Consider the following 21,640-nt stretch of genomic DNA (forward strand, 5'->3'; position numbering starts at 1 on the left):
CTGGCGGTCAGTCGAGCCCCAGATAGCGGATGACCTGATCTGCCAGCGCTTCGGCATCCAGGGCGACGGTATCAAGCACCAGTTCCGGGGCTTGCGGCGGCTCATACGGGCTGTCGATCCCGGTGAAGTTCCGGATCTTTCCTTCCCGCGCCTTCTGATAAAGCCCCTTCGGATCCCGCGCCTCGGCAACCTCAAGCGGCGCCGCGACGTGGATCTCCACGAACTCCCCCTCCTCGAACAGGGTGCGTGCCATCTGACGATCAGAGCGGAACGGCGAGATGAAGGAGACCAGCGAAATCAAGCCGGCATCGACGAACAGTTTCGCCACTTCCCCGACCCGGCGGATATTCTCCACCCGGTCCTCATCGGAGAAGCCGAGATCCTGATTGAGGCCGTGGCGCACGTTGTCACCATCGAGCAGATAGGTCAGCCGCCCCCTGGCGTGAAGCTTGCGTTCCACCAGATTGGCGATGGTCGACTTGCCCGCGCCCGACAGGCCGGTGAACCACAGCGCCACCGGCTTCTGCCCGGTCACGATCGCCCGCGACTGCTTGTCCACGTCGACCGCCTGGCGGTGAATGTTGTCCGCCGAGCGCAAGCTGCGCCAGATCACGCCCGCCGCCACGGTCTGATTGGTCATCCGGTCGATCAGGATGAACGACCCCATCTCCCGGTTGACCTCATACGGATCGAAGGCAATCGGCGCCGACAGGGCCAGATCGCAAAACCCGATCTCATTGAGCGACAGGCTGTCGACCTCGTCCTGAGCGAAGCTGTTGACGTCGATCCGGTGGCCGATCCGCGAGACGACACCGGTGGCCGACTGCTTGCCCGCCTTGACCGCATAGGTGCGCCCCGGCACCAGCTTCTGGTCTCCCATCCAGATGAGATGGGCGGAAAACCGGTCGGCGATTTCCGGCCGCGCCTTCGGATCGCAGATCACATCGCCACGCGAGGCATCGACTTCATCGGTCAGGGTGAGGGTCACCGCATCGCCGCACTGGGCTTCCTCCACGTCGCCATCCATGGTGACGATCCGGGCAATACGGGTGTGCTGGCCAGAGGCGGCCACCGCAACCGGATCACCGGGGCGGATGCGGCCGCTGACGATGGTGCCGCAATAGCCGCGAAAATCCAGATCCGGCCGATTGATCCACTGCACCGGCATGCGGAACGGCCGGCCCGCATCATCGCTCGATACGTCGATCTCATTGAGATGCCCGATCAGCGTCGGCCCCGCGTACCAGGGCATCTGCGGCGACCGCTCGACGATATTGGCGCCCTGAAGCGCCGAAATCGGGATCACCTGCAGCGTGTCAAAGCCGAAGCTTTCGGCAAAGGCACGATAGCCCGCTTCGATCTCGGCAAACCGGTCCGCATCGAAATCGATCAGATCCATCTTGTTGACCGCCACCACCACATGGCGGATGCCAAGCAGCGACACGATGAAAGAATGGCGCCGGGTCTGCTGCAGAATGCCCTTGCGCGCATCCACAAGGATCACGGCGAGATCGGAGGTCGAGGCGCCGGTCGCCATGTTGCGGGTGTACTGCTCGTGGCCCGGCGTATCGGCAACGATGAACTTGCGGTGATCGGTGGCGAAGAACCGGTAGGCAACGTCGATGGTGATGCCCTGCTCGCGCTCCGCCTCCAGCCCGTCGACCAGAAGGGCGAAGTCGATCGCCTTCCCTTGCGTGCCGTGCTTGCGCGAGTCGGAACGAAGGGCGGCGAGTTGATCCTCGAACACCCGCTTGCTGTCATGCAGCAGGCGGCCGATCAACGTCGACTTGCCGTCATCGACACTGCCGCAGGTCAGGAACCGAAGCAGTCCCTTCTGCTCGTGGTTTTCCAGATAATCGACGACCGGCGCGGAAATCGAAGGCAACTGGTTCATGTCATGGTCCTCAGAAATAGCCTTCGCGCTTCTTCTTTTCCATCGAAGCGGCTTCGTCATGGTCGATCAGCCGCCCCGAACGTTCGGAGGTGCGGGCGATCAGCATTTCGGTGACGATGTCATCGAGCGTATCGGCATCGGATTCCACCGCCGCCGTCAGCGGATAGCAGCCAAGGGTGCGGAACCGGATCCGGCGCATCTGCGACACCTCGCCGGGATGCAGCGGCAGACGGTCGTCATCGACCATCACCAGCGCACCGTTGCGCTCGACCACCGGCCGCTCCTTGGCGAAGTAAAGCGGCACGATCGGGATGTTCTCGGTGCGGATGTATTGCCAGATGTCCAGCTCGGTCCAGTTGGACAAGGGGAAGACGCGCATGGACTCGCCCGGCTTCACCCGGGTGTTGAAGATAGACCAGAGCTCCGGCCGCTGGTTCTTCGGGTCCCAGCCGTGGGCGGCGGAGCGGAACGAAAAGACCCGCTCCTTCGACCGGGACTTCTCCTCATCGCGCCGGGCGCCGCCGAAGGCCGCGTCGAAGCCGAACCGGTCGAGCGCCTGTTTCAGCGCATCGGTCTTCATGACCTGGGTGTAATAGGACGAGCCATGATCGAACGGATTGACCCCTTCCGCCACCCCTTGGGCATTGGTGTGGGTCAACAGCCGCATCCCGGCCTCTGCGGCCATCCGATCACGGAACGCGATCATCTCCCGGAATTTCCAGGTGGTGTCCACATGCAGCAGCGGGAACGGCGGCGGCGCCGGATAGAAGGCCTTGCGCGCCAGATGCAGCATGACGCTGGAATCCTTGCCGATCGAATAGAGCATGACCGGATTTTTCATCTCGGCCACGACCTCGCGCAGGATACGGATGGATTCAGCTTCCAGACGCTGAAGATGGCTTCGTCTGTTTGACACGATCTGACCCTCGCTCTCCACGCGCGCTTTTCGCGTGTGGCTGTCGCCATGCGGACCATCCGCGACATGCGGAAACGCCCGAACCCGACAGGAACCTTTTCAGGACGGCGCGGCGCCGCCCCTTCTGTCCTGACTTAAGGCGCAAGGAGGGAGATGTGCGAGGAACAGGATTGCCGACAAATGCCGGAGATTAAAAAATCTCTGTCATTCAGCTCAAGTGGTCAGAGACCGGCACCGATGTGAGGCGTGGCCTGGTCGATGATGCTCGGATCGCCGGCGGCGAGAAAGCCCGGATTGGCGAAATCCGCATCATCGGCCTGATTGCGCTTGCCATAGGAGAAGACACCGCCATCGAGACCGGTGACGCGACCACCAGCGGCCACCAGAACCGCATGACCAGCCGCCGTGTCCCATTCCATGGTGCGGCTGAAGCGGGGATAGAAGTCGGCTTCGCCCCGGGCGACCTGACAGAATTTCAGGGACGAGCCGACATTGACGCGCTGGGCCACGCCAAGTGCGTCCAGCAACAGATCGGTGCGTTCAGAGCGATGGGAGCGGCTTGCCACCGCCGTCAGGGCCTCGGGATCCGCCACGCGGGTGCGGATCCGGCGCACCTCACCGCTCCCGGTACGCGACAGGAAGGCGCCGTCTTCGACGCTGCCCACAAAGGTTTCCTCATGAGCCGGGGCATGCACCAGCCCCAGAACCGGGCGCCCATTGTCGATGAGCGCGATATTCACGGTGAAATCCCCACGTCCGCCAATGAATTCGCGGGTCCCATCCAGCGGATCGATCAGGAAGAAGCGCTCGCCGATGTGCGGCAGCTTGCCGGCGGCGGCGGCCTCCTCGGCAATCATAGGAATACCGGGGAATTCCTGCGCCAGGCGCGACAGGATCAAGGCCTCCGCCCGCCGGTCCGCCTCGGTCACCGGGCTGTCGTCGCTCTTGCGCTCAACCTCGACCCCGCCCCGGTAGTAGGTGAGGATCAGAGCCCCCGCATCCTCGCCGATCCGCCGCAGACAGTCCAATTCGCCGGACATGATCACCGCTCTTTCCTTCCTTGAAACACGCCCTGCGGCAATGCGAAGGTCAGCCCTTCGCCGCCGGCTTGCCGATCCCCTGGTAACGGAGCCCCGCCGCCTCGACATCCGGGGCAGCCCAGATGTTGCGCATGTCGATCACCGACCGGCCACGCATCCGCGTTGCCAGTTCTTCAGGCGCCAGACCGCGGTAGAGGTTCCATTCGGTCACCACCGCCAGAACGTCCACATCGTTTGCCACGTCATAGGGGTTTTCGCACCAGACAACACCTGGCAACAGCGGCTCGGCCTGCTCGCGGGCTTCCGGATCATGGGCGATGACCTCGACCCCCGCCGCCTGCAGGGCCGGGACGATCACCAGCGACGGCGCGTCGCGCACATCGTCGGTATTGGGCTTGAAGGCGATGCCGAGGATACCGACCCGCTTGCCAGCGGTCTCAGGCCCCAGCGCCGCCAGAATGCGGGTCGCCATGTCGCGCTTGCGCGCCTCATTGACCTCAATGGTGGTTTCCACCAGCCGCAAGGGCGCACCGTGCCGGGCCCCGGTCGCGGCCAACGCGGAGGTATCCTTGGGAAAGCAGGACCCGCCGAAGCCCGGCCCCGCGTGCAGGAACTTGCCGCCGATGCGGTTGTCGAGGCCGATGCCGCTGGCCACCTTCTGAACATCTGCACCGACCCGCTCGCACAGGTTGGCGATCTCATTGATGAAGGTGATCTTCAGCGCCAGGAAGGCATTGGCCGCGTATTTGGTCAGTTCCGCGTTTTCCAGCGTCGAGACGAGAATCGGCGTTTCGCGCAGGTACAAGGGCCGATAGAGCCGGCGCAACGCCTCTTCCGCACGCGCGTCCTCCGCGCCGACCACCACCCGGTCCGGCCGCATGAAGTCCTCGATCGCCGAGCCTTCGCGCAGGAACTCCGGATTGGAGGCAATCGAGAACTCCGCGTCCGGGCGCTCCTCGCGAATGATCTGGGCCACCTTGCGGCAGGTGCCGACCACGACGGTCGACTTGATCACCACGACGGTGCCCGGCGTCAACACTCGGGCAACCTGCCGGGCGGCATCAAAGACATAGGTCAGGTCTGCTTCGCCATCGCCGCGCCGGGAGGGGGTTCCCACGGCGATGAACACCACATTGGCGGCCGCCACCGCGCCATCCAGATCGGTGGTGAAACCAAGCCGCCCCGCCTCCAGGTTCCGCTCCACCAGCGCATCCAGTCCCGGCTCGTAGATCGGAATTTCCTTGTTATTCAGCCTGGCGATCTTGTCCGCATCGATATCCACACAGGTCACATCGAACCCGAACTCGGAGAAACAAACACCGGAAACGAGCCCGACATACCCCGTTCCGATCATGGCAATACGCATGACAACTCCTGTGTCCAGACATGACCCCGCTCATCGGGGCGTGACGATGTGTTGCGGATAGTCGCGGTGCAAGGACGCGCCCTGGCGGTTTGCCGAGGGTTTCCCGACTCCGTCTGGGTCCATACAGGGACAGCGTTCACGCCTGGCCAGTTCTGGTTGGAGACACGCTCCACGGTATCCCGCCCCTGCCGGTATCACCCATTGCGAAATCTTCGTCTTGGTGTTCCGCGTCGGACGGTTTGTCAACCCGGGATTCGGTTTCACAAGCTTTCCACGGAAGATGACCGCAGATCATCCGAAAGTAGGGGAGCGACTATTGAATTGTCACAAACCACAAGGCATTGACGCCTACCCATACAGGTTGTGCTAGACTTCACTCATCGCGCAGCACCCCAAAACAGGCAGGAGGACACCCCATGGCGATCTTGGTCACCGGCGGCGCCGGCTATATCGGCAGCCATATGGTCTGGACATTGCTCGACGCTGGCGAAGATGTCGTGGTCCTCGACAACCTGTGCACCGGACATGAATGGGCGATCGCCGGGCAAGCGCATTTCGTGCGCGGCGACATCGATGATCCGGCCATCATCGAACGGATCACCAACGCGCATGACATCGAGGCCGTGATCCATTTCGCCGGATCGGTGGTGGTCCCTGAATCCGTCGCCGACCCGATCAAATACTATCGCAACAACACCTGCGCCACGCTCGCGCTTGTCGACCACTGCCTCAAGGCCGGGATCAACCGCCTGATCTTCTCCTCCACCGCCGCCCTCTATGGCGCTCCGGAAGAGGCTCCGGTGGCCGAGGATACCCCTCTTGCCCCCCTCTCCCCCTATGGCACGTCAAAGCTGATGATCGAGCAGATGCTGCGTGACATCGCCGCGACCGGCGCGCTGCACTACGCAGCACTGCGCTACTTCAACGTGGCGGGCGCCGACCCCCACCAACGCACCGGACAATCGACCGATGGTGCGACCCACCTGATCAAGGTGGCTTGCGAGGCGGCGACCGGAAAACGCCCGGGCATGAGCGTCTTCGGCACCGATTACGACACAGCCGACGGCACTGCCCTGCGCGACTACATCCATGTGTCGGATCTCGTGAACGCTCATTATCTGGCGTTGCAGCACCTGCGCGCCAAGTCGGAAAGCTTCACGCTCAATTGCGGCTATGGCCACGGCTACTCCGTGTATGAAGTGATTGACGCCGTAAAGCGGCTGTCCGGCAACGACTTCCCGATCCAGCTGGGACAACGCAGAGTGGGCGATTCCCCGCGTGTCATCGCCGACAATACCGCCATCCTTGAAAAACTCGACTGGCAGCCGCAGTACGCCGATCTCGATCTGATCGTCCGGCATGCGCTCGACTGGGAAAAACATCTCGCCCAACGCAACATGGGTGCCCAGGAAGGAGTTTCCTGAAGTCCCTCAGCAAAAAGAAGGGGGGCATGCAACCCTTCGCACGCGCAGGACAGAAACTCGTCACCAACGCGAGTAAAAAGCCCCCCCACAATCACGCCACCGCAGCGAACGACCAAGATACTGACGTAGAGGCAGAAAAACTCACATCACTCAACGTAGCCCTGTAAAATTTACCGAGCATAAAAGACTACATCAAGCCAACCCCGTGGAAAACGCGCTGCATTTTTTTGCAAAACGGTATCATTCACCGACTACTTGACGTAAGTCACAGGTGTTGAGTTGGAAGAACATTTTATGTCGCTACGTGCCCAGAACACTGCGATTACCGGGTTTGCCGCGCGCTTGCCCGGCGCCTCCACACCTGAAGAATTCTGGTCGCTACTGACCGAAGGGCGCTGTTCGGTCAGCGAAATCTCCGAAGACCGCTTTGACAGGCGTCGGTTCTTTCATCCCCGGCCGAATACCGCCGGCCGGAGCTTCACCTTCGCTGCCGGCCAGATTGACGATGTCTGGGGGTTCGATCCCGGTTTCTTTGGGATTTCCCCGCGCGAAGCGGCGCAGATCGACCCGCAGCAACGCCTGCTGCTTCAGGTCGTCTGGGAAGCCATCGAACATGCGGGTCTGAAGCCTTCGGAGCTGGCCGGGACCAACACTGGCGTCTATGTGGGCGCCTCCGCCCTCGACTATCATCATCGGCTGCTGTTCGATCTGCCGATCGTCGATGTCCAGACGATGACTGGCAACACCCTGTCGATCATCTCCAATCGCATTTCCTATATTTTCGATCTGCGCGGACCGAGCTTCACCCTCGACACGGCCTGCTCCTCCTCGCTGGTGGCTCTGCATCAGGCGGTCAGCGCCCTTGAAAGCGGGCAGATCGAGACCGCCATCGTCGCCGGCGTCAATCTGCTGCTCAGCCCGTTTTCCTTCATCGGCTTCGCCCGCGCGACCATGCTGTCGCAAAGCGGCCTGTGCCGGGCCTTCGACGCAAACGGCGACGGCTACGTGCGGTCCGAAGGGGCGGTCGCGCTGGTGCTGCAGCGGGATGACGCCGCCATTCTGAAGCGTCATGCCCGCATCGTTGCCAGCGGCATCAACGCGGATGGCCGCACCACCGGTCTTTCCCTGCCCTGCTCGCAGGCTCAAGCCGCCCTGTTGCACTCCATCTACCGCGACCTCGACATTTCTCCCGAAGACCTCGCCTTCATCGAGGCGCACGGCACCGGAACGCCGGTGGGCGATCCGGCCGAGGCCAGCGCACTGGGCGTCGCCATCGGCCAGCGCCGCCAGACACCAGTTCCGATCGGGTCGGTCAAGACCAACATCGGCCACCTGGAGCCGGTCTCGGGCCTTGCCGGTGTCCTCAAGTCGGTCCTTGCCCTGCAACACCGGCAGCTGCCGCGCTCCCTCCATTTCGACACGCCAAATCCGAATATCGACTTCGAGGCACTCAACCTGTCGGTCGCGGGGGCGCCTCTTTCCCTCGATACGCCCGGTACAGGCCGCCTTGCCGGGATCAACTCCTTCGGCTTCGGCGGCACCAATGCCCATACGGTGATCGCCGAGGGCGACCCGGTCCGTCCGCCGCAAAGCGAGGTTCCCGACAGCGCGCCGCTGGTGATTTCCGCGCGCAGTCAGGCCGCCCTGCGTGACCTGGCTGGCCGCTACGCCGATGCGCTCGACGCGGCGGAGGAGACCGGAACCGTCGGCCCGCTTCTCGACGCGGCTGCCCGGCGCCGCGACATGCTCGACCACCGGCTGGTGGTGCTTGGCAAGACCGCCGCCGACAAACGCGCGGCCTTGGCAGCGCATGCCCGCGGCGACAGCGCCTCTGGGCTGATCGAGGGCAAGGCCAATCCCCGGGCCCGGGGGCTTGCCTACGCCTTTTCCGGCAATGGCTCGCAATGGGCCGGCATGGGCCAATCCGCCTATCGGGACGACACCGCCTTCCGCAAGGCGCTGGAAGAGACCGACCGGCTTTTCATGGCGGTCTCCGGCTGGTCGCTCGTCACCATGCTGTTTTCCAAGGATCTCGACGCGGAAATCGAGCGGACGGAAATCGCCCAACCGCTGCTTTTTGGCCTTCAGGTCGCCCTGGTGCGCGCACTCCAGGCGCGCGGCCTTGGCCCCGATGCGGTGATCGGCCATAGCGTTGGCGAGGTCGCCGCCGCCTGGTGTGCCGGCATGGTCGATCTGGCCACCGCTGCCCGGATCATCCACGCCCGCTCCACCCAGCAAGAGGTGGTGCGCCACCTTGGTACCATGGCAGCCCTGCTGCTACCCGAGGAAGAGGCCCGCGCGGCAATCGCGGAAGCGAACCTGCCCGGCATTGAACTGTCGGCGGTGAACAGCCCGCGCAGCGTGACCCTTTCCGGTCCTGTGGAAAGCATCGACGCCTTCGCGACCCTTGCCCGCAAGCGCCGCTGGGCATTGCGCAAGCTCGGCCTCGCCTACCCGTTCCACTGTGCCCTCGTCGATCCGATCGAAGAGCCCTTGCGCGCAGCGCTCGGCGAAATCGACCACCGCGCTCCCGCCACCCCTTTCATCTCGACGGTCTTCCCGGAGCAAGACAGCATTACGCCCGATGCCACCTACTGGTGGCAGAATGTCCGCCTGCCAGTGCGCTTCCAGGAGGGCATCACGCGGCTGATCGAGGGTGACATCGACATTGTCGTCGAAATCGGTCCCCGGCCGATCCTGACCACCTACATTCGCGACGTGCTGCGCGAAGAGACGAGCAGCGCCACCGTTCTGGCCTCGCTCGACGCCCCCAAGCGCGATGGCGGCGACGTCACCATCGACATGATCGCCGCCCGGCTGGTCGCCCATGGCGCCCGCCCCGATCTCGATGGCTATATCGGCCCCAGCGGCTGCGATCTGCCCGACCTGCCCCGTTACCCATGGCAGAACAGCCCGCATCTCATCGAGCACACGGATGAGCGGGTCGGCGGCACATATGGCGACTTCTGGCCGCTGGCCGGCGCACGACTGCGCCCGGAAACCGGTGAATGGTTCAACACCCTCGATCCGGACATCCTGCCCTTCCTTGCCGACCACAAGGTTGAGGAGGCGACGGTTTTTCCGGCCACCGGCTTCGTCGAGATGGCCTTGCGCGCGGCACTGGAATGGACCGGTTCGAGCGACATCGAGATCTGCGATCTGGAGATCCTGCGCCCCCTGGTGTTCGATGAGCGCAGCTTGCAGGAAACCCTCGTCCGCCTGTCTCCGGACGATCGGGTGATCGAGATTCTCAGCCGCCACCGGCTTCAGGACGCGGACTGGTCGCTGAACGCCCGTGCCAGCTTCCGCAGCCTTGCCGGGACGGCACGGGCACTTGCCACCCGATCCGTGGCCGATGCCAGGCGCCTGGATGCGGAAACCCTCTACACCATCACGCGGGCGCACGGCCTTGACTACGGTGCCTCTTTCCAACTCGTCGAAGCTGTCGAGCTGGCAGGTCCGCGCCTGGCGATCGCCACCTTGAAACCAGCCGCCCTGGCGCCGGAGGCCGCGCAATTCGCCCTGCACCCGGCTCTCGCCGATGCCGGTTTCCATGGCCTGTTCGCACTGATGGCAGAGCACGCGGCGAAGGACGGCAAGACCGGCTTCCTGCCCATTCGCATCGGTGCGGTGAAGCTCTACCAGCCGGAGCGCGCTCCCGCCTCGGTACGCATCGCCGTCACCAAGGCGGGGCCACGTTCGCTTCTTGCCGATTTCGACTATCTCGATGCCGCCGGAGAGCTGGTGGCGCGCCTTGCCGGCGCTCGTTTCAAGGCGGTGCAGTTCGACAGCGGACCGCGCGACGACGGGATGCTCTACCGGGTTTCCCGGCGCCTGCTCTGGAGCAAAGACGACGCACCGGCTCCCGGTGCCGCGCGCATCGCCGCTCTGGCGGATGAAATCGGTCTTCTGCGGCCCGATGGTGAGGATTTCGATCCCGACGATGCGGCGCTGCTGCTTGATGCTCTGGCGCGCACGCTCATTCACCGTGCCTTCCACGGGCTCGCAATCGAGGCCGCCGGGCCGCTGGATCTCTCCGCGATGATTGCGCGCGGGACCTTGCATGACAGCGCAAGGCCGCTGGCCACCCGTTGCCTCGACCTGCTGGCAACCCATGAGTTGGCCTGGCGCACCGATGCCGGCTGGGAAATCGCGCCGCCGGATGAAGAATTCGGCATCACTGATCTGGTGCAGACCCTGTTCCTGGAAGCCAGCGCCCACGGTCCGGAGACAGCGCTTCTTGCCCGCCTCGCCGATGACCTTCCGGCCTTGCTGCGCGATGGCTTGAGCGAAACGGCGCAAACCCTGCTCTCCCCGGCGCTCCTTGAAGCCTATCGCAGTGCCAGCCCGGCGGCGGAGGCGCTGCGCGGTGCCCTGCTGGCGCTCGCCGCGCGTCTCACGGGCGACTGGCCGGAAGACCGGCCTCTGACGGTGCTCTTGCTGGGCGCGCGCGACCCGGTGCTCGCACGCCGACTGGCCGGCGTGCTCGATGACAACCGCATGAGGCTGGTGGTCACCGACCGGATCGCCTCCAGTGTCGAACGGTTGGGGCGGCAGTGGACCGGCAATCCGACGACCCGTTTCGTGCCGCTCGATGCGGAAGCACTTGCTCCCTTCGGCCCATTCGATCTGGTGCTTGCCTGCGATGCTCTGTCGGAGACGGCACCGAGCGCCCTTTCCTTTTTCGGCAAGCGGATGGCCGCCGATGGCCGGCTGATCGCCATGGAACGGGCGCCGGCGGCCGGCATCGACCTCATCAATGGCATTGGCAGTGGCTGGTGGTCCGGTGAAACCGACACGGTGGCGGCGCGGTCGCCGCTGCGCGACGGTCCGGCCTGGATGGAGCACCTTACGGCCTGCGGCTGGCGCGCGGTGGAAAGTGCACCGCTGACAACCGAGTTGGTCGAGGCGAACCTGATCATCGCCCATGCCGACGAAACCGCCCGCACGGCGCCCACCGCCGAACCCGATACCGCAGTTCCAGAGGATGCGCCGCGCCGGCGGATGCTGCTGTTGTGCGACGCCGACGGACAGAGCCGAGCCGTGGCCAGTGCCTTGCATGAGGCCCTGACGCACCACGGTGTCGAGGCCGCGCTGGCTGTCCCCGGCTCCAGTACCCGGCGCCTTGCGTCCGGCGAATGGGAGCTCGACCCGTCGGACCCGCAAGCGCTGGCTGGAGATGACGATCTCTCCGGCGCCGCACAGGCCGGGGTCGTGCATCTGCAGGGGGCCTATCCGCGAAGCGGCGAGGATGCGGCAGCCGTCAGCGCACGAAGCTGGGCGCTGACCCTCTTGCTGCGCCAGCTTTCGGCTCGCAACCTCCCGCTCACCATAGTCGCCCCCCATGGCGCGCGGCGCAACGCCGATCCGGTGCAGGCGGCGATCTGGACCTACGCCCGGGTGGCGCTCAACGAATACCCGTCGCTGAACCTCAAGCTGATCGACATCGACGCGCATCTGGAGGCCAGCAGCGCTGCACTGCGCCTGGCACGTGAGGTGCTGCAGGAGGACGATGAGCGCGAAATCATCCTCGACGGTGACAACCGCAGCGGTCTGCGCCTTGACGCCGGCCTCGCCCTGCCGCCGCGCGCGGGCGACACGCCAGCCGGTGCACCGGCCATGCGCCTCGACATCGCCCGCCAGGGCTCGCTCGACCGGCTGGAATGGCGCGAGACGCCCCGCACCCCGCCGCGCGGCGCCGATGTGGAAATCGCGGTGGAGGCCAGCGGCCTGAACTTCCGCGATGTCATGTGGGCGCTCGGCCTTCTTCCGGAAGAAGCGCTGGAAGACGGCTTCGCCGGCGCGACGCTGGGCATGGAATGCTGCGGCCGGATCGTCGCCTGCGGCCCGAAGGCCACCCGGTTTGCGGTCGGGGATCGTGTGATCGCCTTTGCTCCCGCCTGTTTCGCCAGCCATGTGCAGGTCGCGGAAACCGGCTGCGCCGCAGCGCCGGAGGGCCTCGCCGCCGAGGCCGCCGCGACCATTCCGGTGGCGTTCCTGACCACCTATTACGCCCTCACCCGTCTTGCCCAGTTGCAACCGGGCGAGACCATTCTCATCCATGGCGGCGCCGGCGGCGTCGGGCTGGCTGCCTTCCAGATCGCCCGGCATATCGGCGCGACGGTGATCGCCACTGCCGGAAACGACGAGAAGCGCAGCTTCCTGACACATCTCGGCGTCGATCATGTACTCGATTCCCGCTCGCTCGACTTCGCCGATGCGGTGATGGAGATCTCCGGTGGGGCCGGCGTGGAGGTGGTTCTGAACTCGCTTTCCGGCGAGGCGATGGAACGCAGCATCGACGTTCTGAAGCCGTTCGGACGGTTCCTCGAACTGGGCAAGCGGGACTATTACGCCAACACCCATATCGGCCTGAGGCCCTTCCGCCAGAACCTCAGCTATTTCGGCATCGACGCCGACCAGTTGCTGATCCACCAGCCGGTGCTGGCACAAAAGGTGATGCAGGAGCTGATGGCGCTGTTCGCCGCTGGCGCGCTTGCCCCGCTGCCCTATCGCACCTTCCCGGCCGATGACGCGGTGGGCGCCTTCCGGCTGATGCAGCAGGCCGGCCACATCGGCAAGCTGGTGCTGCAACCGCCGCAAGTGAGCGCGCCGGTGGAACCGGCGGCGCCCGTTGCCCTGTCGCCGGAGACGGTACAGGTGGTGGTCGGCGGCTTCGGCGGCTTTGGCGCGGAACTGATTCGCCGCCTGGCCGACGTTGGCGCCCGCAAGGTCGCGGTGCTGTCGCGGCGTGGAGCAGAGACCCCCGGCGCCGAGGCGCTGATAGCCGAAATGGCCGGGCGCGGCGTCACGCTTGCCGGCCTTGCCTGCGACGCCACCGACGAGACGGCGCTGTCCGCGGCCCTGGCTGACGTGCGCGGCACTCTCGGCGCGATTGGCGGCGTCTTCCACACGGCGATGGTGCTCAAGGACACGCTGCTGGCCAATCTCGACCGTGCGGCACTCGATGCGGTTCTGGCACCGAAGGTGCGCGGCGCGGAGCTGCTGGACCGGCTGACCCGGGACGATCCGCTCGCCCATTTCGCGCTGTTTTCCTCGGCGACCACCCTGGTCGGCAATCCGGGGCAGGCGAACTACGTCGCCGCCAACGGCTACCTGGAAGGGCTGGCGCGCCGTCGCCGCGCCGAAGGTCGCCCGGGGCTCGCCATTGCCTGGGGCGCAATTTCCGATGCGGGCTATCTTGCGAACAACGACGAGGTCGGCGACAAGCTGGCGCGCAAGCTGGGGCGCCATGCCCTGACCGCGCGCGAGGCGCTCGATGCGCTGGTTCTGCTGATGGCTCTGCCGCCGGAGCGTCAGGACGAAGCCGCCCCCGGCTTTGCCCGCATCGACTGGGCAGCGGCGCGGCGCGACCTTGCCCTGTTGGCGACGCCCTTCGCCGAAAGGCTTGGTCTTGGCGACGCCGATGACCGTTCCGGCGAAGGTGCGGCGATAGACCTTGCAGAGCTTCTGTCCGGCCTCGACCGGCCGCAGGCGATTGCCAGGATCAGCGACCTGCTCGCTGTGGAGATCGCCCGAATCCTGCGCATCGGCCGGGAGGACATCGATGCCACGCGGCCTCTGGCGGAGGTGGGCATGGATTCGCTGATGGCGCTGGAGCTGCGGATGGCGGCAGAGCGCCAGTTCGGCATCGACATTCCGCTGATGTCCCTGGCCAATGGGGCCACGCTCCATGACATGGCCGGACGGATCGCCGATCAGGCGATGTCCGGCGACGGGGACGCGAACGCTGGACTTTCCGCCGATGCCCGGGCAACCTCGCAGCAGCATCTTGGCGAGGAGGCCCTCGCGGACAAGGAGGCGCTGGCCGATGTGGCGGCGAAGGTGGAAGCGCGGAGCAAGGACGTGAGGTCGTTGCTGTGACCGACGCGCCCAGAACGCCCGGCACCAAGCGCGACAAGCTGATGGCGAATTTGCGTGCCGGGCACAAATCCGCGCGCCAGCGCAGCGCCGCCCCTGCCGCAGCTTCGCCGTCCCCGGAGGTCACGGCAAGCAAGCCCGGTGCCTTCGACTTCTCGGAGCTGGCGCCGGTGCGGCAACTTCGCATGCACCGCGCCGCTGCGGACATGATCGGCCTCGACAATCCATTCTTTCAGCCCCATGAGGGGGTCGCTGGGGCAACCAGCGTCCTGCACGGCACCGAGCACGACAATTTCTCCTCCTACAACTACCTCGGCCTGACCGGCGACCCGCGCGTGAACGCGGCGGCGGAAGCGGCGATCCGCACCTATGGCACCAGTTCTTCGGCCAGCCGGGTGGTGGCGGGCGAGCGCCCGGTGCATGGCGCGCTGGAGGCAGCCCTTGCCCGGTTGCACGGTGTCGAGGATGCGGTGGCCATGGTCAGCGGCCATGCCACCAATGTGACGACCATCGGCCATCTGCTCGGGGACGGCGACCTGATCCTGACCGATGCGCTGGTGCACAACTCGATCAGCGAGGGCGCGCGCCTGTCCGGCGCCGCGCGCAAGAACTTTCCCCATGACGATCTCGACGCTCTGGAAAAGCTGCTGATCGACAACCGGCACCGCTATGACAACGTGCTGATCGCCGTTGAAGGCATCTACAGCATGGACGGGGATTTCCCCGACCTGCCTCGGCTGATCCGCCTGAAACAGGAGTTCGGCGCCTGGCTGCTGGTCGATGAGGCCCATTCCCTCGGTGTTCTCGGCAAGACCGGCAAGGGGATCGCCGAACATTTCGGCATCGACCCGAACACGGTCGAGATGTGGATGGGCACCCTGTCGAAGACGCTGTCGGCGTGTGGCGGCTATATCGCCGGCTCTAAGGCGCTGTGCGATTATCTGAGGGCCACCGCGCCGGGCTTTGTCTTTTCCGTCGGGCTGGCACCGCCGCTGGCCGCCGCCGCCCTCGCCTCGGCGGAAATCCTGGCGCAAGAACCGGAGCGGGTGGCCCGGCTTGCCGCCAATGGCCAGCGGTTTCTGACCCGCGCCCGTGCGGCCGGTCTCGATACCGGCAACAGCGCCGGCTACAGCGTCATTCCGGTCATTGTCGGCGATTCCATCGGCGCGGCAACGCTTTCCAACCGCTTGCTGAAACGGAGAATCAACGCGCTGCCGATCGTCTTCCCGGCAGTGGCGGAGAAATCGGCGCGGCTTCGCTTCTTCATTACCAGCGAACACAGCGATGCGCAGATCGACCGGGCGGTTGCGGCCACGGCCGAGGAACTGGCGCTCCTGCGCGAGCAAAATGTCGGCTTCGCTTCGCTGGTCAAAAGCGCCCGGGACTGACCTCGCCTCCCCCTGACCGCTACCGCACGCGCGCCCTTTTCACCACGTCTCAGAACCCGAGCTTGCGCCCTAGCCAGGAAAGCTCCTGCCGCACGCGCTGGCGCAGGCGAAAGCGGGCATCGCCGCGCTGCTGCTCCAGCCGCTCGATCAGGAATTCCGGACCGCAAGGCTTCAGGGTCACCGGATCGACGCTCAGCGGATAGTCGATGAAGGCCACATGCACCAGGGTCTCCAGGTCGAGGCGCCGGGTCCGCCGGGCGCATCGGCTGAGATCCCGCGTCAGCCCCCAGCCAGCGTAGAACGGCATGCCGTAGACCGTCACCGGCTTGCCGCGCAACAGTGCCTCGAAGCCGGTCAGGGAGGAAAACGTCTCGACCCGAGTGCAAACGCGCAGCAACGCCCCCAGATCGCAACCGGCAACCACATGATCGGCCAGACCCGACAACTCCGCCGCCGAAAGCCGCCCGGCCCGGAGCCGCGCGTCCACATCCGGATGCGGCTTGTAGAGGATATGCGCCTGCGGGTTGCGGTCTCGCACGTTGGCAAGCAGCTCCAGATTGATATTGGCAACGCGCTCGCAGTCGATCACGTCGGACAATGAGCGGCGCACGCCGGCATCGTCGGCGACCTGCCCCGGAACGAGAATCACTTCCCTGTCCGAAGGCAGGGCCGGCAGCGGCCGGCGCCCGGCAATATTGTACTTCGACAGGCCCGCCTCGACGATGCGCCGCAGAAGCGCACGGGCGCGGGCCACCTCATGCGGTTGAAGGCTCCGCTCCTGCAGCAGGCGCTCCATGCGACTCGGACCGCGCGCATCGAAATAGACACCCGCATCGTCATAGGCGAAGGACGCGCCTCGGGCGAGGCCGGCGCCGAGACCGACGGAGCGCAGGAAGCCATCCTCGATGCGCCAGAGTTCGATTTCCTCGGCCCGGGCGCGGTCGATCAGATCCGCGTCCACCTGCCCGGCCCAGGCGAGCAGCCGTCCGCCGTCGCGGCGGGCGCCGTCCACCGCCTCCGCCGCAGAGCGTTCCATCACGACTTCGAGCCCCGGTGCTCCGAAAGCCGCGCGCACGGCGGCCTGGTTCCAGGATTTCACGCCAAAGCAATGGCCGCGCCGGTCGGCCAGCCGGTCACGGCGCAGCGCGGCGTTCAGAGCGTGCTGCATGTGAACGGCAGACAAGCACGTCTTGCGGTCATAAGGGCTGGGATAAACGAAAGACGCGGCCATGAGCGCGCCATGCAGCCCGGCCTGCTGTGGCTCGCTCTCCGATTCCCCGCCAAGCCGCTGCAACGCCCGTTCCAGCGCATCGAAACGCCAGACATCCGTCTCGGCAAGGGTTTCGGGCATCACCGGCCGCAGCCCTCCGCCGGCCGCGCGCAAGGCGGAGATCAACGCCGCATCGGCGCCCATTGTCTCCGTCAGAACGGATCTTGGCACCTCGATCAGACAGAGTCTGACCATGCCCTTCAGCGGGAAGGCGGAGGCGGGCAAGGTACGTCCGGCCACCATCGGTGCGGTGTCGGCCAGAATGAGCGAAAGGCTCCGCTCCAGCGCCATCGACCGCCAACGTTCGAAGGCCGGGCTGGCAAAGGCGACAAGAATGCCGCCGCAACGTACGGGCGGGTGGCGGCCGGCGTCGACCGGCGCGCCAAGGCAGGCGGCAAGCGCCTTGCGCATCGGCCGCAGCACCGGATCCGCCAGCCAGACCGGCGCGCTCATAGCCCCACCCCGAGGGCACGGGCCCGCGCCAGACGCGGCGGCGGTTCCACCGGATCGGCCGGGGCGTTGAGCGTGTGCGACAGGATGCGCGCGGCCATGCCATCCACCGCCGCATCGAGGCCGGCGCTATTGTGGATCGAGCCGCGCACCTGAAGGCATGCGGCGATTGCGGTGACGACATCGGCGACCAGCGCGCTGTCGGGCGGCTCGGGCGCCGACCAGAACCCGTCCAACTCCCCCTGATGGGTCAGTCCGGCGACATCATAGAGTGCCGGGGTCATCGTTTTCACCGGCACCCCGGCCCGCAAGGCCTCCAGCCCGGCGGAGGAATTCACGGTGACCAGCCCCGCAGCCCGGCGAAGCAGGTCCGGCAGCGTACCACCATCGAGAAACGTCACCGCGTCCGGTCGGCCCAGCCGGGTAGCCAGGCTTGTCACACAGCGCTGCCAGTCGCGGTGCCCGTTGTCCAGCGGGTGCGATTTGACGACGAGCCGGGCATCCGCCGGGGCGTGGGCGGCGAAGGAAATCATGATCCGCTCCAGCGCCTCCGCCATGGTGGCGAAGGGCGAATGGGCAAGGATCTGATAGTCCCCCTCCACCTGCAAAGGCAGCAGGAACAGCGGCCCGTTCCCCTCCGCCAGCGCTTTCTGGCGCTGCACCGCGCGCGCCTTTCGCCGCCGCGCGCCCGCAAGCCGCAGCAGCCAGCGGCTGTAGTCGACGACCGGATGCAGCGGCGTGTGGCGCCGGTAGCCCGGGTAGAGAAATCCCAGGAACACATTCGGCAGATGGTAGGAGACATCCTGCCACGCTTCCAGCACGAAGGAGCCGGGGTAGCGCGGCGCGAGGTCGATGGTCCCGACGGCCCGTGCGGCGGCACGGATTGCGTCGGCGGAATCTGGAAAGCGGCTGAGGGTGGAAAGGCCACCGCGCTCAATGGTCATCCAGCCGGGTCGCAAATACCCCAGTTCGGTGCAGACCACCGAAATGCCGAGCTCCTCAGTCGCCCGCACCGCCGCCCGGTGATAGGGCCGCGTGTCGCCGTGAACCACCAGATCGGTGATGCGATGCTCTGCCAGATAGCCGGCGATAAAGGTCGGCCACTGTGCGGACGTCCCACGATAGCTGCCGGTGCCCCGCCCATGCCAGTGCAGCCAGTCGCCAGGACAGAAATTGATCCGGCGCACCTCATGCCCGGCTTCGGCGAGCCGGGCTCCGATCCGCCGAAAAAGCGGCGACAACGGCCCTTGCAAAAACAGGAACCGACGGACCGGCTGCCGCGCCGCACCGCCAGGGGACTGGCCCTCACCCGCGCCAGGCACGACGCCACCGTCCGACCTTGCCGCGCACGGCCATTTCCTCGCTGTAGGTCAGCGGCAAGCCCATGGCCCGGGCTTTTTCCTCCCGTGGCGGCGGCTCCACCCAGCCTCCGGGACCATTGATGCGGCCAGCCCCGAGCCGGGCGGCAAACTCCCTGGCCGCCGCCTGCTTGCCGGCACGGGAATAGAAACTGCCCTGAATCTGGATGGTATGTCCAAGCAGCCGCTGCGTGGCCTCCAGAACCTCCTTGTCCGGCGCCTGCGGATTGCGCCAGAACTGATCGAGCGGCAACTGGCAGGTCAGGCCGGGCAGGTCATAGATCGCCACGCCAAGGATCTTCACCGGACAGCCGAGATCGATAGCGTGCAAACCGGTGGTGCTGTTGACCATCAACGCGCCGCTGGCATGCCGCAACAGGGTCACCAGATGTCCACCATCGACCAGATGCACCCGCCGCTTGACCCGATACTTGCGCGCCAACTGCCGGACGATGCTCCCCCAGGGCTCGATACCCTGATCCATCGGGTGAACCTTGACGACGAGCTGCGCCACCGGGTGCGCATGCTGCGCGAAAGAGGCAATGGTCTTTTCAAGGGCATCGGCCAGATGCGGGAACGGCGCATTGTAGCGAAGCTGGTAGTCGCTCTGAAGCTGGAGCGGAAAGACGAAATAGGGCGCTTCGGATTCGATCAGGTCGTCGATCAGGATCTTGGCGATCCGATCCCGGCGCCGGGAAAACAGGAGCCGCGGCAGCATCGACAGATATTCGAACAACGGGCTGTAATACTTGTCCGCCTCGAACCGGGGATAGACGGCACGCATGAAGAAATTGATCAGGTGGAATGCAACCTCATGGGCCGCCTCCAGCGGGAACGGATGCCGGTAGCGTATCGTACGATCAATTGGCGGCAAGTCGCGCGCGGCGGCAAGGATCGTACCGGGATTGGCCGGGAACTGGGAGCGAACCGACATGCCCACCCGCTCCGCCGTGATCCAGTCGGGACGCAGATAGCCATTTTCATAGGCGATTACCCGCAGGCCGAGCTCCCGGGCCACCTCGATCGCCGCCGAATGGTAGGGAAACCGGTCCTGGTAATAGACGATATCCGTCACCTGGTGACGGAGCAGAAACGCCTTCAGAAACGCCGGCCAGGCCGAGAGCCTGCCGCGAAAGCTCACCGCCCGCCGGTCATGCCACAACAACCAGTCGGACAGGGAAAGATTGATGCGAAACGTCGTGTGTCCAAGCTTTTCCAGTTCATCGGCGACGATGCGCGGAAAATTCGACGGCGGCCCCTGCAGAAAGAGAACGGTACGCACCGATAGATCGTTGGACATCTGTCTTGCCTGTCCCGTCTAACGACCCGACATCCGCCAGGCGCAGGACGCCACAGCGGTTCCCATGTGCCTTTGGCTCCCTTGCCAGCCCCATTCGATCAACCGCGCCGTCTGCCGCAAGGACAACGACCGCGCGGATTAGTCGGTGATCAGCGCATTGGCCGTGTTCACGTTCGACAGAAGCGGGCCGATGATCTGCAGGAACTTGCCGAATTCAGCGGTCGGATGGTTGGCGACGTAGATGATGTCCTTGTCGCGCATCTCCAGCGATCTGGCGAGGAAAAATGCTTCGGCCTGACGCAGATTCAGCTTGTAGACGACCGGAACGCGGTTGCTGGTGAACTTGTCGGCAATCGGTCCCTTGAGCTTACGCACAAGGGCCCGGTCCTCGTAGCGGAACAGGAAGATACCGGCGGCATCGGCGAAGAAGTCCTTCAGCCCGCCAACCTGCGCAAGGCCCTCGGCCAGCGTCACCGACTCGGTCTTGAACGGCACGAGCTGCGTGCTCTTCACCGCGCCGAAGGCAGAGAAGGTGCGCGGCTTGTGCGTCAGCAGGATGTTGTCGCCCGGCACCAGCCAGATGTTGTTTTCCGGATATTCGATCAGATCGACGAGCCGCGCGGTCCCCGCCCCGCGTCCCCGCTTGACGGTGACCACGGTCTCATAGGTGGCCTGGCGCGATCCGCCCGCCCGGGCGACCGCTTCCAGAAGGCGCATACCGCGCACCGACATGGTGTATTGGCCCGGCTTGTTCACATCGCCGACGACCACCACGCCGCTGCTTTCGTTGCCCTCGACGACCACCAGCACCTGCGGTTCGATCGCCTTGCCCTTCAGCCGCTCCTGAATGCCGGCGCGCACGCCCTCGACCGAAAGGCCGGCAACGCGGATCCGCCCGGCATAGGGAATGAAGATGTATCCGTTCTCGTCAACGACGACCGGCACCGAGACCTGCTTGCCATCGGGGGTGGAGAACAGCCCTTCGGGCGCCGCCTCCCAGATGGTCACCACCAGCCGGTCACCAATGCCCAGACGGCTGGACCGCCCCCCACCGGGCACCTTGCGGAAGCTCTTGGAAAACAGCTCCGGGCGATAGGCGTGGATCGCGTTAACGGCCGTCCGGTCAACATTGATCAGCGCATATTGCGAACGGATCGCGTCCCCCTCGATATCCTCGGAGGTGATGGTAATCGCGGTCGGCCCCTGCCCCGGCAGCGCCCCGCAGCCCGTCAGGAAAGATGCAATGATCGCAACAAGAAAAAAGCGCATCCAGATCCCATTCGCACGTTGTCCGCGGCTCCGGCGCGGTTACTTTCCTGTTACCACCGGCAAGGACGCGAGTCCAAGAACGAT

General features: G+C 65.5%; 11 protein-coding genes. 3 read left to right on the forward strand and 8 right to left on the reverse strand.

Annotated features, from left to right (window positions below; translation table 11 throughout):
• Positions 1–7: 7 nt before the first annotated feature.
• The 4 genes from cysN to LC062_RS03420 all read right to left on the reverse strand — a co-directional run bounded on the left by cysN (position 8) and on the right by LC062_RS03420 (position 5,216).
• On the reverse strand, positions 8–1,894 hold the full coding sequence (cysN, locus tag LC062_RS03405; RefSeq protein ID WP_224909600.1) for a sulfate adenylyltransferase subunit CysN: 1,887 nt from the start codon (positions 1,892–1,894) through the stop codon (positions 8–10).
• Positions 1,895–1,904: 10 nt separating this feature from the next.
• On the reverse strand, positions 1,905–2,810 hold the full coding sequence (cysD, locus tag LC062_RS03410; protein WP_224909601.1) for a sulfate adenylyltransferase subunit CysD: 906 nt from the start codon (positions 2,808–2,810) through the stop codon (positions 1,905–1,907).
• 221 nt (positions 2,811–3,031) lie between these two features.
• Entirely contained in the window at positions 3,032–3,850 is an 819-nt protein-coding gene (cysQ, locus tag LC062_RS03415; RefSeq protein WP_224909602.1) for a 3'(2'),5'-bisphosphate nucleotidase CysQ, read from the reverse strand.
• Between the two features lie 49 nt (positions 3,851–3,899).
• The gene (locus LC062_RS03420) at positions 3,900–5,216 is read right to left on the reverse strand and encodes a UDP-glucose dehydrogenase family protein (protein ID WP_224909603.1); all 1,317 of its coding nucleotides are present in this window, start codon (positions 5,214–5,216) and stop codon (positions 3,900–3,902) included.
• A 416-nt stretch (positions 5,217–5,632) separates the two neighbouring features.
• Between LC062_RS03420 and galE the strand changes: the two genes are divergently transcribed.
• The 3 genes from galE to LC062_RS03435 all read left to right on the forward strand — a co-directional run bounded on the left by galE (position 5,633) and on the right by LC062_RS03435 (position 15,909).
• Positions 5,633–6,640 carry a UDP-glucose 4-epimerase GalE gene (gene galE, locus LC062_RS03425; RefSeq protein ID WP_224909604.1) on the forward strand — a complete coding sequence of 336 codons (1,008 nt, stop codon included), beginning with the start codon at positions 5,633–5,635 and terminating at the stop codon, positions 6,638–6,640.
• Positions 6,641–6,934: 294 nt separating this feature from the next.
• Entirely contained in the window at positions 6,935–14,524 is a 7,590-nt protein-coding gene (locus LC062_RS03430; protein ID WP_224909605.1) for a type I polyketide synthase, read from the forward strand.
• Positions 14,521–15,909 carry an aminotransferase class I/II-fold pyridoxal phosphate-dependent enzyme gene (locus LC062_RS03435; RefSeq protein WP_224909606.1) on the forward strand — a complete coding sequence of 463 codons (1,389 nt, stop codon included), beginning with the start codon at positions 14,521–14,523 and terminating at the stop codon, positions 15,907–15,909. The genes LC062_RS03430 and LC062_RS03435 overlap by 4 nt, the downstream gene beginning before the upstream one ends.
• 49 nt (positions 15,910–15,958) lie before the next feature.
• Here LC062_RS03435 and LC062_RS03440 read toward each other — a convergent pair whose 3' ends face one another.
• The 4 genes from LC062_RS03440 to LC062_RS03455 form a co-directional block, all read right to left on the reverse strand.
• Entirely contained in the window at positions 15,959–17,632 is a 1,674-nt protein-coding gene (locus LC062_RS03440) for a capsular polysaccharide export protein, LipB/KpsS family (RefSeq protein WP_224909607.1), read from the reverse strand.
• Entirely contained in the window at positions 17,629–18,870 is a 1,242-nt protein-coding gene (locus LC062_RS03445) for a capsule biosynthesis protein (protein WP_224909608.1), read from the reverse strand. The genes LC062_RS03440 and LC062_RS03445 overlap by 4 nt, the downstream gene beginning before the upstream one ends.
• 64 nt (positions 18,871–18,934) lie before the next feature.
• Complete coding sequence (locus LC062_RS03450) at positions 18,935–20,287, reverse strand: capsule biosynthesis protein (RefSeq protein ID WP_224909609.1); 1,353 nt, start codon at positions 20,285–20,287, stop codon at positions 18,935–18,937.
• A gap of 138 nt (positions 20,288–20,425) precedes the next feature.
• Positions 20,426–21,556 carry a polysaccharide biosynthesis/export family protein gene (locus LC062_RS03455; protein WP_224909610.1) on the reverse strand — a complete coding sequence of 377 codons (1,131 nt, stop codon included), beginning with the start codon at positions 21,554–21,556 and terminating at the stop codon, positions 20,426–20,428.
• Between the last annotated feature and the right edge of the window lie 84 nt (positions 21,557–21,640).

Origin of the sequence: Stappia indica, from assembly GCF_020177335.1 — a bacterium.
Taxonomy (GTDB): domain Bacteria; phylum Pseudomonadota; class Alphaproteobacteria; order Rhizobiales; family Stappiaceae; genus Stappia; species Stappia indica_B.

Coding starts and splice junctions, on each gene's coding strand:
- cysQ (WP_224909602.1), bottom strand. CDS start 3,850: ATGTCCGGCGAATTGGACTGTCTGCGGCGGATCGGCGAGGATGCGGGG.
- cysN (WP_224909600.1), bottom strand. CDS start 1,894: ATGAACCAGTTGCCTTCGATTTCCGCGCCGGTCGTCGATTATCTGGAA.
- galE (WP_224909604.1), top strand. CDS start 5,633: ATGGCGATCTTGGTCACCGGCGGCGCCGGCTATATCGGCAGCCATATG.
- LC062_RS03420 (WP_224909603.1), bottom strand. CDS start 5,216: ATGCGTATTGCCATGATCGGAACGGGGTATGTCGGGCTCGTTTCCGGT.
- LC062_RS03440 (WP_224909607.1), bottom strand. CDS start 17,632: ATGAGCGCGCCGGTCTGGCTGGCGGATCCGGTGCTGCGGCCGATGCGC.
- LC062_RS03450 (WP_224909609.1), bottom strand. CDS start 20,287: ATGTCCAACGATCTATCGGTGCGTACCGTTCTCTTTCTGCAGGGGCCG.
- LC062_RS03455 (WP_224909610.1), bottom strand. CDS start 21,556: ATGCGCTTTTTTCTTGTTGCGATCATTGCATCTTTCCTGACGGGCTGC.
- LC062_RS03430 (WP_224909605.1), top strand. CDS start 6,935: ATGTCGCTACGTGCCCAGAACACTGCGATTACCGGGTTTGCCGCGCGC.